This is a genomic window from Pseudobythopirellula maris, assembly GCF_007859945.1.
In the GTDB taxonomy this organism is placed as follows: Bacteria; Planctomycetota; Planctomycetia; order Pirellulales; family Lacipirellulaceae; genus Pseudobythopirellula; species Pseudobythopirellula maris.
In genome coordinates this window covers 618,294-633,570 of the sequence record NZ_SJPQ01000002.1, presented here as the reverse complement: position 1 = coordinate 633,570, position 15,277 = coordinate 618,294, and the positions used below count along the sequence as shown (strand labels likewise).

The 15,277-nt window shown below is 66.7% G+C and carries 12 protein-coding genes; 5 read left to right on the top strand and 7 right to left on the bottom strand.

The window, feature by feature from the left end; genetic code table 11:
• The first annotated feature begins 190 nt into the window (after positions 1–190).
• The 3 genes from Mal64_RS10265 (at position 191) to Mal64_RS10255 (ending at position 3,665) form a co-directional block, all read left to right on the top strand.
• Positions 191–1,684, top strand: coding sequence for a hypothetical protein (locus Mal64_RS10265; protein WP_146399766.1), 1,494 nt, complete (start codon positions 191–193; stop codon positions 1,682–1,684).
• 147 nt (positions 1,685–1,831) lie between these two features.
• Positions 1,832–2,833, top strand: coding sequence for a lipase family protein (locus Mal64_RS10260; protein WP_231993652.1), 1,002 nt, complete (start codon positions 1,832–1,834; stop codon positions 2,831–2,833).
• A gap of 223 nt (positions 2,834–3,056) precedes the next feature.
• A complete protein-coding gene (locus Mal64_RS10255; protein ID WP_146399761.1) occupies positions 3,057–3,665 on the top strand; it encodes a hypothetical protein in 609 nt (202 codons plus the stop codon).
• A gap of 111 nt (positions 3,666–3,776) precedes the next feature.
• On the opposite strand, the gene Mal64_RS10250 is transcribed toward Mal64_RS10255, so the two are convergent.
• The 3 genes from Mal64_RS10250 to ppk1 all read right to left on the bottom strand — a co-directional run bounded on the left by Mal64_RS10250 (position 3,777) and on the right by ppk1 (position 9,519).
• A complete protein-coding gene (locus tag Mal64_RS10250; protein ID WP_146399759.1) occupies positions 3,777–4,715 on the bottom strand; it encodes a DUF4394 domain-containing protein in 939 nt (312 codons plus the stop codon).
• Between the two features lie 624 nt (positions 4,716–5,339).
• On the bottom strand, positions 5,340–7,115 hold the full coding sequence (locus Mal64_RS10245) for a tetratricopeptide repeat protein (RefSeq protein WP_197525638.1): 1,776 nt from the start codon (positions 7,113–7,115) through the stop codon (positions 5,340–5,342).
• A 151-nt stretch (positions 7,116–7,266) separates the two neighbouring features.
• On the bottom strand, positions 7,267–9,519 hold the full coding sequence (gene ppk1, locus Mal64_RS10240) for a polyphosphate kinase 1 (RefSeq protein WP_146399756.1): 2,253 nt from the start codon (positions 9,517–9,519) through the stop codon (positions 7,267–7,269).
• 366 nt (positions 9,520–9,885) lie between these two features.
• On the opposite strand from ppk1, the gene Mal64_RS10235 reads away from it, so the two are divergent.
• Positions 9,886–10,167: a hypothetical protein gene (locus Mal64_RS10235; RefSeq protein ID WP_146399753.1), complete on the top strand. Its 282-nt coding sequence runs from the start codon at positions 9,886–9,888 to the stop codon at positions 10,165–10,167.
• A gap of 49 nt (positions 10,168–10,216) precedes the next feature.
• Here Mal64_RS10235 and Mal64_RS10230 read toward each other — a convergent pair whose 3' ends face one another.
• The 4 genes from Mal64_RS10230 to Mal64_RS10215 form a co-directional block, all read right to left on the bottom strand.
• On the bottom strand, positions 10,217–10,537 hold the full coding sequence (locus tag Mal64_RS10230) for a Dabb family protein (RefSeq protein WP_146399751.1): 321 nt from the start codon (positions 10,535–10,537) through the stop codon (positions 10,217–10,219).
• A gap of 144 nt (positions 10,538–10,681) precedes the next feature.
• Positions 10,682–11,491 carry a 5-oxoprolinase subunit PxpA gene (gene pxpA / locus Mal64_RS10225; RefSeq protein WP_197525637.1) on the bottom strand — a complete coding sequence of 270 codons (810 nt, stop codon included), beginning with the start codon at positions 11,489–11,491 and terminating at the stop codon, positions 10,682–10,684.
• Entirely contained in the window at positions 11,484–13,115 is a 1,632-nt protein-coding gene (gene pxpB / locus Mal64_RS10220) for a 5-oxoprolinase subunit PxpB (RefSeq protein ID WP_146399749.1), read from the bottom strand. Before pxpB ends, pxpA begins: the two co-directional genes overlap by 8 nt.
• A gap of 139 nt (positions 13,116–13,254) precedes the next feature.
• Positions 13,255–14,169, bottom strand: a complete 915-nt coding sequence (locus Mal64_RS10215; RefSeq protein WP_146399747.1) for a mechanosensitive ion channel family protein — start codon at positions 14,167–14,169, stop codon at positions 13,255–13,257.
• A gap of 251 nt (positions 14,170–14,420) precedes the next feature.
• On the opposite strand from Mal64_RS10215, the gene pyrH reads away from it, so the two are divergent.
• A complete protein-coding gene (gene pyrH, locus Mal64_RS10210) occupies positions 14,421–15,167 on the top strand; it encodes a UMP kinase (RefSeq protein ID WP_146399745.1) in 747 nt (248 codons plus the stop codon).
• Positions 15,168–15,277 lie beyond the last annotated feature (110 nt).

The window sequence follows — 15,277 nt, the reverse complement described above, 5'->3', positions numbered from 1 at the left end:
GGAAGGGGAAGGTTTCCGACTGGTGGTTTGAGCATCTTACCCTCGCCACGGGGGCGCTTCCTATGGGCCCGCCGAAACAGGCCTGTGAGCGGCCCCCGGGGGCGGGCCGCCCTCACGAAGCCTAGCGAGGCAGCCGAGAGAGCAATCACCCCTCCGATCCGGTGTGCTACGCTTAGAGATGATGATTGGTTTGCCAAAACAAGCTCTACTTCTGCCCCTGGCCTGGGCGGCCATCGTCCTGGTGGACGGCGTCGCCGGGGGGGCGCCACGCGCCGATGGCGTCCTCGAGATCGAGGCCGTCGAGGCCGAGACGCTCACCCCGCTCCCCGTGCGGATCGAGCTGCAGGACGGCCGCGGTAGGCCGGTCGCGGCGCGGCGTTGGGGCGTCGCTGTCTGGGGTGACCACGCGTACTTTCCAGGCAACGTGACTTTGCCGCTGAGACGCGGCAACTACCGCTTTGTCATCGACGCCGGCCCCGAGTACCTCACGCAAAGCGGCCACTTCCAGATCGATCGCCGCGCCGAGGACTCGAAGCGGGTCGAGATGCGCCGCGCGGCGCATCTCGCCAAAGAGGGTTGGCTAGCCGCCGACCTGCTCGCCTCGCGCGAGCCGGGTGGGCTCGACGTCGCGAGGCAAGCCGAGCAACTCGCCGCGGCGCCGCAGGTGGGTCACGTTTGGAGCGGCGGCTCGTGGCGGCCCGCGAAAGCGATCCGCCGCCTCAAAGAGGAAGACGCCCACCACTACAGCGCCGCCCGGGTCGAGAGCCCCGGCGGCTCGCTGACAATCGTGTCGCGTGACGGGCCATTCGACTTTCGATCACTCAGGGGCGACGACCCATTGGCGGTCGCGCTCGCCGCGCGCGAGGCGGGCCTCGTCGTGATCGCCGACGCCGGCGCCTGGCGCCTGCCGGCGTGGATCGCCGAGGGTGCGGTCGACGCCCTGCTCGTGCTCGGCCCCGAAGAAAGCGAAGGGAACCGGCCTCGCGATCGGTCCCGCTACCCCGCCCGCCGCGGCTTGGGCCGCTGGCGCGAAGCGGTCTATCACCACACGCTCGGCGCGGGGCTGCGGTTGGTCCCGTTGGCGGGGAGCGGATCGGGCTTTGAAGAAACGACGCTCGGCGCCGCACGCGTGTACGCCCACACGGGCGACACGAACAGCGAATCGCAGGCCTCTCCCGACTGGTGGGACGCCGCCCTCGCCGGCGCCACGGTCGTGACCAACGGACCGCTGCTGAGGCCGAAGGCCGAGGGGCGGGCCCCCGGCGCCGTGTTCTACCTGAATCACGGCGAGACGCTCACGTTCGAGGTCGGCCTCAGCCTCGCGACACGCGACAAGATCGAGTACCTCGAGATTATTAAGAACAACGAGGTGGCGGCCACCGTGCCGCTGCGTGACTGGGCCGCCGGCGGCGGCCGGCTGCCACCGGTGGAGTTCGATTCGGCCGGCTGGTTCGCCGTGCGGGCCGTGACGGTCGACGCCGACCGCTACCAGATGGCCCAGTCGGCCCCGTGGTTCGTCGAGATGTCGGGCCAGCGGCGGGTGAGCCGCTCGAGCGTGGCGTTTTTCTTGGAGTGGCTCGACGAGCTAGCGGCCGACGAAAAGGCCGCACCCTCCGCCGAGCGTCTGGCCGAGGCCCAAGCCTTTTGGCGAGGCAAGCTCGACTCGGCCGAGGGCCAGCCTTAGGCGCGTGCGTCTTGCGTGCGGCCGCGGCTGTGGGCAAATCGCTTGTGATCGCGGGAGAGGCTGGCTAGATTCTCCTAGGTGGACCGGGCGATCGCCCCTCCGCTTCTCCCGAGCCGCAACGACCTTGCTACACGGATGGCCTCAAGCGTGAGCAACCCCGCCAAGCTTCCCTTTCCCATCGACTGCGCCCCGATCGACGGCGCTCCGATCGACGCTGCCCCGCCGGTGGAGAGCCTGCCTCCCTTCGTGGCCACCTCGCTGCTGGACGGCGCGATCGAGGGGCTCACGTTCCTCGAGCGATCGCTGCTGTTCGCCGAGCTCTCGCGGCTCTCGTACTTCAGCCGCGCCGAGGCGGGCCTGGTGGCCAACGCCATCGGTTTCCCCGAGATCCGCTTCTACGACCGCGACGGCGCCCAGGCGTACATCTTTTCGAACGACACCGACACCGTGGTCACCTGCCGCGGCACCGAGCCGAACGAGTGGAACGACGTGCGGGCCGATCTCGACGCCGCCTGGGACGCCGGCGAGACGGTCGGCCGTGTGCACCGCGGCTTCAAACGCGAGGTCGACGACCTCTGGCCGCGGCTCGAGGAGGCGCTCCGCAGCAACGATCAAACGCTGTGGTTCGCCGGCCACTCGCTCGGCGGCGCGATGGCCGCCATCTGCGGCGGGCGCTGCAAGCTCTCGGCGATCGACTCGAACCCGCGCGCGATCTACACCTACGGCTCGCCGCGCGTCGGCAACAAGCGGTACATCAACCACGTGAAGCTCGAGTACTACCGCTGGGTGAACAACAACGACATCGTTCCCCGCGTCCCGCCGGCGTGGTTAGGCTACGCCCACGGCGGCCGCGAGATCTACCTCAACCGCAAGGGCCAGATCAGCGACGTCGAGGGCGTGTGGAAGATGCGCGACCGCTTCTGGGGCTTCTGGCGCTCGCTGCGCCGCGGCCGAGTCGACCACTTCTCCGATCACCTGATGACCGAGTACATCGGCGCGCTCCAGGTGTTGGTCGACAAGGAGAGCCGCGGTTCGCGGCCGCGGGGGCTGGAGCGTTTCGAGACGACGCAACCCAGCCCGCCGTCGCAATTCCAGGTCACTCTGGCCGACGAGCCGGCGAAGAAACCGGCTTCCGCTTCCGCGGTGTGAGGGCGGATCGGGCTGGCGAACCGGCGGTTTCTATCGCTCATAGCGGTTGTGACTGCGTGGGGCGCTAGCGACGCTTTGCGGCCAAGCCCCAGGCGCCCGCAGTGAGCTACGTTTCGTGAGAGGGGGTTATACGCCCCCCGACGCAGTTTGCGTCGCCCAACGCCGCCGCTCGATGGTCATCGTCGATTGCGGACGCGCTCTCACGGATCCCAAGGGGCTTCGGATGCCCGCCGCCTGCGTCACCACCGAAACGCCCGCCCCGCTGAGCCCCGCGCAGGAGCTCGAGGTTACGCTAGCGCACGACCGCGCGAAGAAGATCCGCAAGGCGGCCGCCGTCGCGCGGTTCAACGGCTGGACGATCGGCCTGTTCGCGGCCCTGTCGGCGCCGTTCGCGCTCTTCAGCATGCCCGGCTTTGTGTTGACGGTCGGCATGGCCGCGGTCGCTTACAACGAGTTCGCCGGCCGCCGACGGCTGCTGCGGTTCGACGAGTCGGCGCCCCGTTTCTTGGGCTGGAATCAGGTCGCTTTTTTGGGACTGATCGTCGTCTACAGCTGCTGGATGTTGCTCGCCGGCCTGTCGGCCGAAAGCCCGTTCGCCGCCGAGTTGCGAGACAGGCCCGAGCTGCGCGAGGTGTTCGACTCGTTCGAGGGCTTCGACCAGGTCTACCATCTGGCGCTTGTCGCGTTGTACGGCACGGTGATCGTGATGAGCGCGGTCTTCCAAGGCGCCAACGCCTGCTACTACTTCGCGCAGAAAAAGCGAGTCGTGGAATACCTGCGGGCGACCCCAGCCTGGGTGCTCGGCCTGCAACGGCTGACGCCGGGCCAGTAGGCCCCACGCGTAAGGTCGTCAGCTTCGCACGCCCACAAAAAAACGCCCCCGCCGGCCTGTGGCCAACGGGGGCGTCGTTGCTAGTGCATGGTTTTGTGGCGGCGCCACCACTCACCGAGCGCGACGGCCGCAGGCCCCCAGCATCCCGGCGATGGCGAGCAGCATGAGCGAAGCCGGTTCAGGGATGAACTGCTGAGGGAAAGCGTTCTGAGCCACCGCGGCGATGTCGGTCACGCTGCCGCTGGGCACGCCCGTGATCGGGCCGGTCGACGTGGCGGCGCCGGTTCCGAGGTCCACCGAGTAGAGCACGTTGCCGCCGCTCCCCAGGAATCCGGTGAACACCAGGTAGGCGTCGCCTGTGGCGCCCGAGATCTCGAAGCTCGCGTTCGCCGTGTTGATCAGGTTGACGCCCAGCGGGCCGACCGTCTGCAGCGTGCCGTCGTTGGCCGGCGACTGCGTGACCAGCACGTCCAGGCCTGCCTCGACGTCGTACAGCATCGTCGACGTCGCGCCGGGCACGCTGTTGGTGTAGGCGCCCCCCACGACGAAGGGCCGCTCGCCCTCGTTCGTGTCTCCTGCGCCGAAGGCGAGCGTGCCGTCGACCAGCGTCGAGGCGTCGTTGGGATTCACGCGGAGGTTGTTGTTGCTGGGCGAGTCGCCGAGCACGCGGATCCGGTCGACCGTCGGGTTGAAATCGATGGTCCTCGTCGAAGGGGTGCCGGTCGGTGTGGGAGAGAGCTGACCCACCAGAGTGCTCATGCCCGTGAGCGGAGCGATCGTGTAGAGGTTGCTGTTGTTGTCCAAGCCAAACAGCTCACCGGTCGCCGGGCGGACGTCGATGCTCTGTAGCGACTCGGCGCCGAGGGCGTCGACCAAGCCGCTGATCGGCGTGTTGTAGGTCACCGCGTTGGTGTTCGTATTGATCACCACCAGACGCTGGTTGATCCCGCTGCCAGCGAGCCCAAAGAGCGCCTCGGCGGCGGCGTGATGAGGAGCGAGAGCGACCAAAGCGAGAGCGAACGTGGACGCAAAGATTCGGCGTGTTGCCATGGAGATTTGACCTTGGGTGTGGGAACAGAACAGGAGTAGTCCGTGCGCCGCGATGATTACGGAGCACCTCTAATACTCCTGACGTTCGTCCCACGGATGCGTATTTCCTCGAGTTTCACGAATCTGTATCGCCAGCGTGCACGTAGGCCGCGGTGCGATCCGATGCATGGTTTCGAGGTGACCGGCGATTGGTCGTTTGAGGACCATTCGCGGAAGTGATAGCGGGCGTACGGCCAACGACCGGGCGACATTTGGGCGAACAGAAACGGAAGGGCGGGAGCCGACTGGCCACCGCCCAGCGCGGCAAGCCGGAACTGCGAGGGCGGATTCGATTCGTGAGAGGGCTTCGACGAGATCTACTACCGGCGCTGGCCGCGATCTACGGCGTGTTGATGAAGTCGAGCGCTCTCTTAATGGGCGCAAGGCCTTCGATCACTTCGCGTAGCGCAGGTGGGTGGCCGAGATTCTGCGGGCGGCCCCCCGCCTGGGCGCTAGGCCAGCGGCGGCCGGTGCCGGGCGGCAGGTGTCGCTCGCGGTCATTCCGGCCCTCACTTCCATGCAATCGTGAAGTAGAGAATCAAAAAAATTGCAGGAAGATGTAGCGGGGCATCGGCCGCAAGGGGTTCACAACTCAGAGTAAGGCTTGCCAGCCTCGTACCAGATTAGGCATTGTCGCATGGATGGTTCGTCTTCTGCAGTGGCTAGATCGAGAGCCTTTTTTTGCCACGCAATGGCTTCATCGAAGCTCCCATTTTCGGCGTGGGCTGTGGCAAGCCCATGCAGTTGTTTAATATTCATTTCACTGACGAGCTCGCTTGCCTTTTCGGCCAATTGGACGGCCTTGGCGCCGTCGCGGTACCGGCCGTCAGGACAGGTCGCCAAGAGCCAAGAGAGAACGCTGTAACGTGAGGCGCAACCTGGATCGAGGCAAATGGCTTGCGAGTAGTCAGCAATGGCCTCGGGGTAATTTCCTTTCCGGCTCCACGCGATGCCGCGGTTGTTGTGGGTTTTGGCGTCTTGTGGGTCGAGGCGGATGGTTGTTGTAAAGTCGGCGATCGCCTTTTCGTATTCGCCTTTGTTCACCCAAGCGGTGCCACGGTTGTGGTAGGCGTCGGCAGATTCGGTGTCGAGGCGGATGGCTTTGTTGTAGTCGGCGATGGCCTTGTTGAAATCTCCTATGCTGGCCCAGCACAAGCCGCGTCCGATGTAAGCGTTAGTGTACTGCGGTTCGAGGCGGATCGCTTGGGTGCAGTCGGCGATGGCTTTTTCGTATTCGCCCTTTGCCTTCCAGGCCACGCCGCGGCTGTACAAGGCGCTGCTGACTATGGCGCCTAGTGGGTCGAGACGGATCACTTCGGTGTAGTCGACGATCGCGTCATCGTACTCACCCTTCTTTTTGTGAGACAATCCACGGCGGTAGCAGGCATCGACAGACTGAGGGTCGAGGCGACTCGCTTCGGTGTAGTCGACGATCGCGTCGTCGAAATTACCTTTCTTTTCGTGAGACAAGCCACGGCGGTAGTAGGAGTCGGCAGACTGTGGTTCGAGGCGGATCGCTTCGTTGTAGTCGGCGATCGCCTTGTCGAAATCACCTTTCTTATCGTGAGACAAGCCGCGGCCGATGTAAGCGTCGGTGCACTGCGGTTTGAAGCGGATCGCTTCGTTGTAGTCGGCGATCGCCTTGTCGTGCTCGCCCTTGCTGTACCAATTGTACCCCCGGGCGTGGTACGCGTAGGCGTCGTGGGGGGCGAAGCGGATGGCTTCGCTCAGGTCGGCGATCGCTTTGTCGTACTCGCCTATCTCGCACCACATGGCGGCACGGCCGTTATATGCATAAGGACTTTGGGGGTCGAGACGGACGGCTTCGTTGTAGTCGGCGATCGCCTTGCCATGGTCGCCTTTCTGACCCCAGTAGCCGCCACGGCTGCAGTAAGCATTGCCCCATTGCGGTTTGAGCCGCATGGCCTCGGTGCAGTCCGCGATCGCCCTGTTGAAGTCTCCCTTCCCCGCCCAAGCCCGGCTGCGAATGTAATAGGAGTGCTGGCCAGACGGGTCTTCTGGGTCGAGGCGGATGGCTTCGGTGCAGTCCAACACCGCTTTGTCGTACGCGCCTTGCTCAGTCAGTGCGATACCGCGGGCGTAATGGGCGTAAGCACTGTTTGGATCGATAGCGATGGCTTTGCTATAGTCGGCGAGAGCCTTGTCGTACTCGCCTTTCTCCCTCCATGAGAAACCACGTCCTAAGTAAGCTTCGGCAGAATGCGGATCGAGGCGAATGGCTTCGGTACAGTCGGCGATCGCTCTGTCATTGTCGCCTTTCGTGTGCCACGCGAAGCTGCGTTTGACGTAGGCGTTAGCGTCTTGGGGGTCGAGGCGTATGGCTTCGTTGTGCTCGTCCATATCCTGGGTAGTCATAACCCCACGCGTCCTGCAATGCGTTCTGTGGTTGATGTCCCATTCGTTGCCGGGTGCGCAGTCTACACGATTAAGAAAGCTTCGCGGAGAAGCCCGTGCATCCCCTCTTTGCGAACAGTAGCTAGCCCGCCCCCCGCTACTTCGGCGTGTCGCTCTTGCGGGGCTTGGGGGTCTTCGACGCGCCGTTGGCGAGCGACTTGGTCACCGCCGTTTTTTTGGCGGCCGACTTGCGGGCCGGGGGCTTGCGCTTGCTGGGGGTGCTCGTGTCCGTGACGACTGGCGCCGAGGGCCGGCCGTTGGCGATGTCGATCAGCTCCAGTTGGCTGCGGCGTTCCTCGCCCGATTTGCCGGGCGCCGCGTGCTCGTAGGACCCGCTGGGGGTGAGCAGCCGTGCCCGCTCGTTGTCGTTCAGGTAGATCGGCAAGATCTCCTGCGTGATCCGCTGCCGCAACTCGGGGTCCTCGACCGGGAACATCACCTCGACGCGGCGCTCGAAGTTGCGCGGCATCCAGTCGGCGCTCGCCAGGTAGACCTTTTGCCTCGAGCCCTCGCCGAACACCAGGATGCGGCTGTGCTCCAGGAAGCGGTCGACGATGCTGCGGACGCGGATGTTCTCGCTGAGCCCCTCGATGCCGGGCCGCAGGCAGCAGATGCCGCGGATCACCAGGTCGATCGACACGCCCGCCTGGCTCGCCCGGTAGAGCGCCTCGATCGTCTCGCGGTCGGCGAGCGAGTTGAGCTTGGCGATCACACGGGCCGGCTTGCCGCGGCTGGCGCGATCGGTCTGCTCCTCGATCAGTCGGATCGTTTGGTCGTGCAGGTCCACCGGGGCCACGACCAGCTTCTGCCACTGGTGGTGCTGCGAGTAGCCGGTGAGGAAGTTGAACACGGCCGACACGTCTTCGGTCATCGCCCGGTCGGCGGTGAACAGGCCGATGTCGGTGTAGAGCCTGGCGGTGGTCGGGTTGTAGTTTCCCGTGCCGAGGTGGGCGTAATTGCGGACCCGCTTGCCCCCCTCCTGGCGGACGACCAGGCAGAGCTTGCAGTGGGTCTTGAGATTCATGAAGCCGTACACCACGTGGACGCCGGAACGCTCCATGCGGCGGGCCCAAGAGATGTTGTTCGCCTCGTCGAAGCGGGCCTTGAGCTCAACGAGCGCCGTGACGTGCTTGCCCGACTCGGCGGCCTCGATCAGCGAGCTGACGATCGGCGAGTCGCCGCTCGTGCGGTAGAGCGTTTGCTTGATGGCCAGCACCTGCGGGTCGCGGGCCGCCTGGGTGACGAACTCCACGACGGGCTGGAACGAGTCGAACGGGTGGTGCAGCAGCACGTCGCCCGCCGAGATGCGATCGAACAGGTCGCCCTTGATCGCCAACGAGTTGGGCAGCCGCGGGGTGAACGGCGGGTTGAGCAGGTCGCCGCGCTCGGTGAGCGACGGAAGCGACATCAGGCACGACAGGTCGAGCGGGCCGTCGACCTTGTAAACCTCGCCGTACGCCGAGGGGTCGGCCGGGTCGCCGCGGTGCACCTCTTCCTCTCTGACGATCACATCCAACAGATCGGGCGCGAGCCGGTCGGACGCCTCGACCCGAACCGCCTCGCTGCGGGCGCGGCTGCGTAGGCGGCCCTCGATCGCACGCAGCAGGTCGTCTCCCTCCTCGTCGAGCAGGTCGATGTCCATGTCGCGCGTGATGCGGAACTCGCCCCACTTCACTACGTCGTAGCCGACGAACAACTCGTGCAAGCGAGCGGCGACGATGTCTTCGAGCATCAGGAACTCGGTCGTCCCGCCGGGGTCGACCGGCACAAGCCGCGGCGTCATCTGCGGCAGCTGCACCACGGCGAACATCCGCTCCGGCCCGATGCCGCGACGCCGCTTGAGGGTGGCCGCCAGGTACAAGCCGCGGTTGTGGAAGTGGGGGCTCGGGTGGCTCGGGTCGATCGCCATCGGGGTGAGGACCGGGAACACCTGCTGGCGGAAGTACTTGTCGATTGTCTTGCGCTGGGCGGCCGTGAGGTCGGCTTCGGTGCGCAGCCCGATGCCGGCCGCGTCGAGCGCCGGTTTGACCGAATCGTTCCAGCAGGCGTATTGCTGCTCGACCAGTTCGCGCGTGCGCACCACGCAGCGTTGCAGGATGGCCATCGGCGTCATGCCGTCCGGCGGCGGGTCTTGCGGCGCGAGGGCGCCGAACACCTGCTCGCGCAATCCGGCCACGCGGACCATGAAGAATTCGTCGAGGTTCGACGCGAAGATCGCGAGGAACTTCACCCGCTCCAACACCGGGATCGACTCATCCTGCGCCTCTTCGAGCACGCGCTGGTTGAACTCCAACCAGCTGAGCTCGCGGTTGATGAAGTTCTCGGGTAAGTCGGTGGGAAGATTGGGCATCGGGCCGGAAGGGAACGGCTGTTCAGTAGGTCAGTCGGCAACGGGGGTACGGTAGTGTACCACCTGACCGGCCAAACGCCACTTTGGGGGTTTTGGGGCGAATGCGGCGGTATTAGGGGGGCTGGCCTGCTCAAGATCCCGGGGGACCCCTAGGCCTAGAGCGGTTTGCTCATAGGTGCAGACGCTCGGCTCGCGATCGGCGTCATGGCTTCGTCAGCCTGCATCGACAATGCACCGCATTGCCTGCTTCGGCTTCCTCGCCACGCCGCCAATCGCTTCCCCGCTCGTCCACAACAATTCGAAAACCGCTCTAGCCAGGACGACGGGCTTCTGGGGGCCTGTAGCCGCCCGTGCGAAACTACACGGATGCAGATCGACCTTTCCAGCAGTCTCGAACAGCGCCTCGTCGAGCAGGCCTCGGCGCACGGCTATGCGAGTGTTGAGGCGTACGTCGGTGAGTCGCTCGCCAATGTCGCCTCGCTCGGCGAGGGGGCGATTGTCTTCGCTCCACTCAACGCCTCACAGCGCGACCGCAGCGAGCGGCTGATCAGCCGTGGCGAAGCGGACCTCGACGCCGGCCGTACTTGCGACATGCGCGAGGGGCTCCTCGATCAGGGCGCGTCGCGCGGCTTGACCCTCGGCGAATGACCTACCGAGTTGTCATTACCGGCGCGGCGTTGCACGCCGCGGGGGGGGCTCACAGGTAGGTGTCAAACACCCGGATCTGCGCCCACGACTCTTTGTTGGCGGCGATGAATTGCTGGTGCCGCTCGTGGCCCTGGTAGGCGTCTTGCGACGCCTTCGAGTCGAAGATGACGTGCAGGCCGACGTCGTACTCGCTGTCGTTCACCGGTCGGTCGAACTCTTCGCCCCGCGGCCCGGCGCCGTAGAAGAGTGTTCCCTCGTGGCCGGTGAGGTGCTCTTGGCAAGAGTCGATGAGCTTCTGAACGTTCTCGCTCGTGCGATCCTTCAGAGTGAAGAAAACGACGTGAGCGAGCGGGCGGGGGGCGTCGGGCATGGTGGGAAGGCTGGGCTGGTTCGGTAGTGACGGGACGGCGGACTCGGTTCACCACAATCTACCAGATCGGCCCGGCCCGTTGGTAAGGGGGGCCTGCCCGTGAGTGGGGACGGGTGGTGAGCGAGGACTGATGGTGAGGGCTGCTCAGCCGCGGTGTACGCCGGCTGTGTGCAGTTCGACGCCCGCATGGATCAGAGCCGCTCGCAGTTGGGCGGCGAGGGCGATCGCTCCCGGGTGGTCGCCATGGACGCAGAGCGTGTCGCACGGGACCCGCACCACGGCCCCTTCGGCGGCCCCATCAATGGCTCTGTCGACGGTTTGAACCTCACCGGCGCTAGCCAGCCGCAGCCCCTGCGCGATGGCGTGGGCGTTGTCGGTGATCACGCCGCGCGGGTCGCTGCGCGGGACTAGGTGGCCATCGGCATTGTAGGCGCGGTCGGCGAACGCCTCGCGCACGAACGGCAAGCCGCGAATCTGCGCGGCATGGGCGAGTTCGCTTCCGGCCGGGCCGACCAGGGCGGTGCGCGGGCCGAGCCGCGCCGCCGCCTCGGCGACGGCCCCGGCGGCGGCGGCGTCGATCGACGCCGTGTGGTAGAGCGCCCCGTGCGGCTTGAGATGCGCGACGGCCGCCCCCCGCTTGGCGGCGAGTTCTTGCAGCGCCGCGGCTTGCCTGAGGACCATCGCTTCCAACGCGGCGGGCGACATGGCGACCGCGACGCGGCCAAAGTTCTCGCGATCTTCGTAGCCGGGATGGGCGCCGATCGCCACACCGCTGGCGAGACAGCAGGCGATCGCTTCGCTCATTGCTTGCGCGCCGCCGGCGTGGCCGCCGCAGGCGAGGTTGGCCGAGGTGAGCAGCGGGATCAACGCCGCGTCGTCGCCCACGCCCTCGCCGACGTCGCCGTTCAGGTCGATCGTGCGCCGCGAACCGGGCTTGTTGAGGGGGTCAGCCACGGAGTTCGAGTCCCCGCCGCAGGACCGCGAAGTTCTTCTCTCGCTCTTTAAGCAACGCGAGCGCCTCGGCCCGATCGATCTCGCGGAAGCGGACCTGATCGCCGGGCCGCAGCTGTCCCAATCGCGGCAGATCGGCCGTCGCCAGGCAGGCGATCACCGGGTAGCCGCCGATCGTCTGCCGATCGGCGGCGAGCACGATCGGATCGCCCGAGGGGGGCGTCTGGATGGCGCCCGCCACGACCGGCTCCGACATCATGTCGGCCGTTTGCTTCGTTGCGAGCGTGGGGCCCGCGAGCCGCACGCCCATGCGATCGCTCTGCGGCGCCACGTCGAACGCTTCGCCGAGCAGACGGCGCCATGCCTCCTCGCTGAACCAATCGGCCTGCGGGCCGCGCAGCACTCGCAGTTTGCCTTCGGGGTCGGCCGGTGTGAGCGTCTCGGGGCGGACGAACCAATGATGGCCAGCGGCGCTTGGCGGGGGGGTCGTGGCGAGCAGCCCCAGCCGGTCGCCTTTCACGAGCGCTCGTCCGAGCATTCCCGACAGTCCGGCTCGCAGGTTGGCGCCGCGTCCGCCGAGACGCCGCGGAACGCCGACGCCGCCGGCGACGGCCACGTAGGCCCGCGCGCCGGGGGCGATCTGGCGGGCGTCGAGCGTGTCGCCCTTGGCGAGCGAGAAGGGACGCCCCGTCGCTTCGCCGTGGCCGCCGACGACCGCCGCGGTTACGTCGCATTGCGCGCGGAGCTTCGGGCCGCGTAGCACCGCCTCAAGCAGCGGGGCGTTCTCGCGGTTGCCGACCAGCAGGTTCGCCAGGCGCGCGGCGACCGGGTCCATCGCTCCGCCGGGCGTGACGCCGATCGATTGCAGGCCGGGCCGGCCGAGGTCTTGCACCGTGGTTTGGGCGCCCCCGTCGAGCACCTTCATGGCCGCCACGCTCAGCGCCCGGTCGTTGCCTTCTGCCGCCATGGTCTCCTCGGCTTGCAGGAGCTTCTCGTACCGCTCGCCGTCGATCGGCCGAAACCGCACCATGTCTCCCGGCCGCAGCAGCGCGGGGGGCTCGCGGTCGGGGTCGAACAGCTCGATCGGCGTTTGGCCGATCAGGTTCCACCCGCCGGGCGAGGCGAGCGGGTAGACGCCGGTTTGGGCGCCGCCGATGCCGACCGCACCGGCCGGCACACGGGTGCGCGGCGTGGCCCGCCGCGGCGTGGCGAGTTCGGGCGGCAGGCCGTCGAGGTAAGGGAAGCCGGGCAGGAAGCCGACCGCCCGCACGCGGTACGCTGCGCCGGCGTGGCGTTCGATCACCTCCTCGGCGGAGAGCCCGCAGTGGCGGGCGACCTCGGCCAAGTCTTCCCCTTGGTAGAGCACGGGGACCTCGACCTCCGCCGGTTTCTGCTTCGAGGCCTTGCCCAATCGCACGCCGGCCGCCCATTCGGCGACCGCTTCCTGGCCGGCATGCAAAGGATCGAAGTGGACCACGACCACGCCGTAGGCCGGCACGATGTCGGTCACCCCCGTGGGCGCAGCCGCGGCGAGCGCGGCGGCCAGCGCAACGGCGCTGTCGGCGCACTCGATCCGCAGGGCGGAGTCGCCGAGGGCGGTGGTGCGGCGGGGGCTTGAGCGGGGCATCGCGGCAGAAAAGAGCTAGGGGTAAGGCGCTCTTATCCTAACCGACTCGATGGCGGAACGTCGCGAGGCGCCTGCCAACGACCGTAGGTCCTTGGAGATCTCAATCCGTGCCCATCCGTGCGATCCGTGGTCAACTCCGTCAGGCGGCTTTCTGCTCGCCCCCCTCGGTCAGGAAGTGGACGTCCATCTGCGGGAAGGGGATGCCGATGCCGGCCGCGTCGAGGCTCATCTTCACGCTGCGGATCAGTTCTTGTTTGATCGCGAGGTAGTCGCCCGTGGGCCCCCACACGCGCACCGACCAGTCGACGCTCGAGGCGCCGAGGCCCACCAGCACGATCGCCGGCTCGGGGTTGGTGACCGTGCCCTCGACCGCCGCCGCGGCCGAGGTGAGCGCGGCGCGGGTGGCGTCGATGTCGGCGTCGTAGGCGGCGCCCACCTCCACGTCGATCCGCCGCAACGGGTGGAAGGTGATGTTCTCGATCACTTGGCCGAACACCTCGCTGTTGGGCAGGATGATCCGCCGGTTGTCGAACGTGTCGATCGCCGTGGTGAACAGCTCGACCTCGTCGACCTTGCCGAGTTGGCCGGCGATGTTCACCACGTCGCCCACCTTGAACGGGCGGAAGATCAGCAGCATGGCGCCGGCGGCGAAGCTCGAGAGCGTCCCTTGAAACGCCAGGCCGATCGCCAAGCCGGCGGCGCCGATCACCGCGGCGAAGCTGGTGGTCTCCACGCCGAAGTAGCTCAGGCAGCTCAGGGCCGCGAGCCCCAGAATGCCCCAGCGGGCGAGCTTGGCGAGGAATTTGGTCAGGGTTGGGTCGAATTTCAGCCGGGTAAGGCTGCTCCGCACCGCGGCCGAAGCCCAGCCGGCGACCGTCATCGCGAAGAACAGGATGATGAGCACCAACGCGATGCGCATGCCGTAATACAGACCGTAGCTGTAGAGCACCGCCTGCCACTCCGCGCCCGAGAGGGCGGTGAGGTCGAAGTCCGCGATTTTCTCGAGTGCGGATTCGAGCACGGTCTGGGATTGCTCTTCGTCCATTGTGGCCATTGTGGCGGCTCCGCGTGGGGGCGTCGGGGGGTAGCGCTAGTGGGCTGGGGTGGCGGCGACTCTTAGCAAGAGTCGACGACCGGCTCAACGTGGTTTGCCGAGCGGCGCATGGGGGGCCTCACTCCCATCGGGGTGCTACACTCCAGTGGGGGGCGAGGGTCTTTGGCGGCGCCGGCGCCGGGGTTAGACTCTTGGAAACGCTGGCGCCCGCCCCCCTTGCGTCGTCCCCCCGCCCCGCTGGATCTTCCCCGATGTCCGACGTTCCGCTCCCTTACAAACGGATCATCCTCAAGCTGTCGGGCGAGAGCTTCGTGCCGCCCGGGCAGCGGGGGATCGTCATGAGCGAGGTGGTCGACATCGCCCGCCAAACGATCAAAGCGGCCAAGCTCGGCGTCGAGGTCGGCATCGTCATCGGCGGCGGCAACATCCTTCGCGGCGCCCAGTTCAAGGCCGGCAACAACTGCATCCAAGAGGCCACGGCCCACTACATGGGCATGCTCGCCACGGTGATCAACGGCCTCGCCCTGCAAGACGCGATCGAGTCGCTCGGCTTCCCGACGCGGCTGATGACCGCCATCAAGATGGACGGCGTCGCCGAGCCGTACATCCGCCGCCGCGCCTCGCGTCACCTGGAGAAGGGCCGGATCGTCATCTTCGCCGCCGGCACCGGAGCGCCCTTCGTCACCACGGACACCGCCGCCGCCCAGAAGTCGCTGGAGCTCGACTGCGACATCCTGATGAAGGCGACCCGCGTGGACGGCATCTACAGCGACGACCCCGAGACCAACCCCCACGCCGTGCTGTACCACAACCTCACCTACAAAGAGGTCCGTGACAAGAATCTGCGGGTGATGGACTCCACGGCGATCGCCCACTGCATGGAGCACAACCTGCCGATCTTGGTGTTCAACTTCCGCACCGATGGCAACATCGACCGCGCGGTGCGCGGCGAGACGATCGGCACGCTGGTGGGGGCCGAATCGCTGACTAAGGCGTGAATCGAGTACCGAGTAGATACCCTCTTTTTTCATTTTGAATGACCAATGACCAAGCCCCAATGACCAATCCGTTGCTCCACGGGCCTTTTTGGTCAGTGGGGCTTGGTCAT

Excerpts from the sequence above, each read along its gene's own strand:
- Mal64_RS10255 (WP_146399761.1), top strand. The coding sequence starts at position 3,057 with ATGCCCGCCGCCTGCGTCACCACCGAAACGCCCGCCCCGCTGAGCCCC.
- Mal64_RS10250 (WP_146399759.1), bottom strand. The coding sequence starts at position 4,715 with ATGGCAACACGCCGAATCTTTGCGTCCACGTTCGCTCTCGCTTTGGTC.
- Mal64_RS10245 (WP_197525638.1), bottom strand. The coding sequence starts at position 7,115 with ATGGACGAGCACAACGAAGCCATACGCCTCGACCCCCAAGACGCTAAC.
- ppk1 (WP_146399756.1), bottom strand. The coding sequence starts at position 9,519 with ATGCCCAATCTTCCCACCGACTTACCCGAGAACTTCATCAACCGCGAG.
- Mal64_RS10235 (WP_146399753.1), top strand. The coding sequence starts at position 9,886 with ATGCAGATCGACCTTTCCAGCAGTCTCGAACAGCGCCTCGTCGAGCAG.
- Mal64_RS10230 (WP_146399751.1), bottom strand. The coding sequence starts at position 10,537 with ATGCCCGACGCCCCCCGCCCGCTCGCTCACGTCGTTTTCTTCACTCTG.
- pxpB (WP_146399749.1), bottom strand. The coding sequence starts at position 13,115 with ATGCCCCGCTCAAGCCCCCGCCGCACCACCGCCCTCGGCGACTCCGCC.
- Mal64_RS10215 (WP_146399747.1), bottom strand. The coding sequence starts at position 14,169 with ATGGCCACAATGGACGAAGAGCAATCCCAGACCGTGCTCGAATCCGCA.
- pyrH (WP_146399745.1), top strand. The coding sequence starts at position 14,421 with ATGTCCGACGTTCCGCTCCCTTACAAACGGATCATCCTCAAGCTGTCG.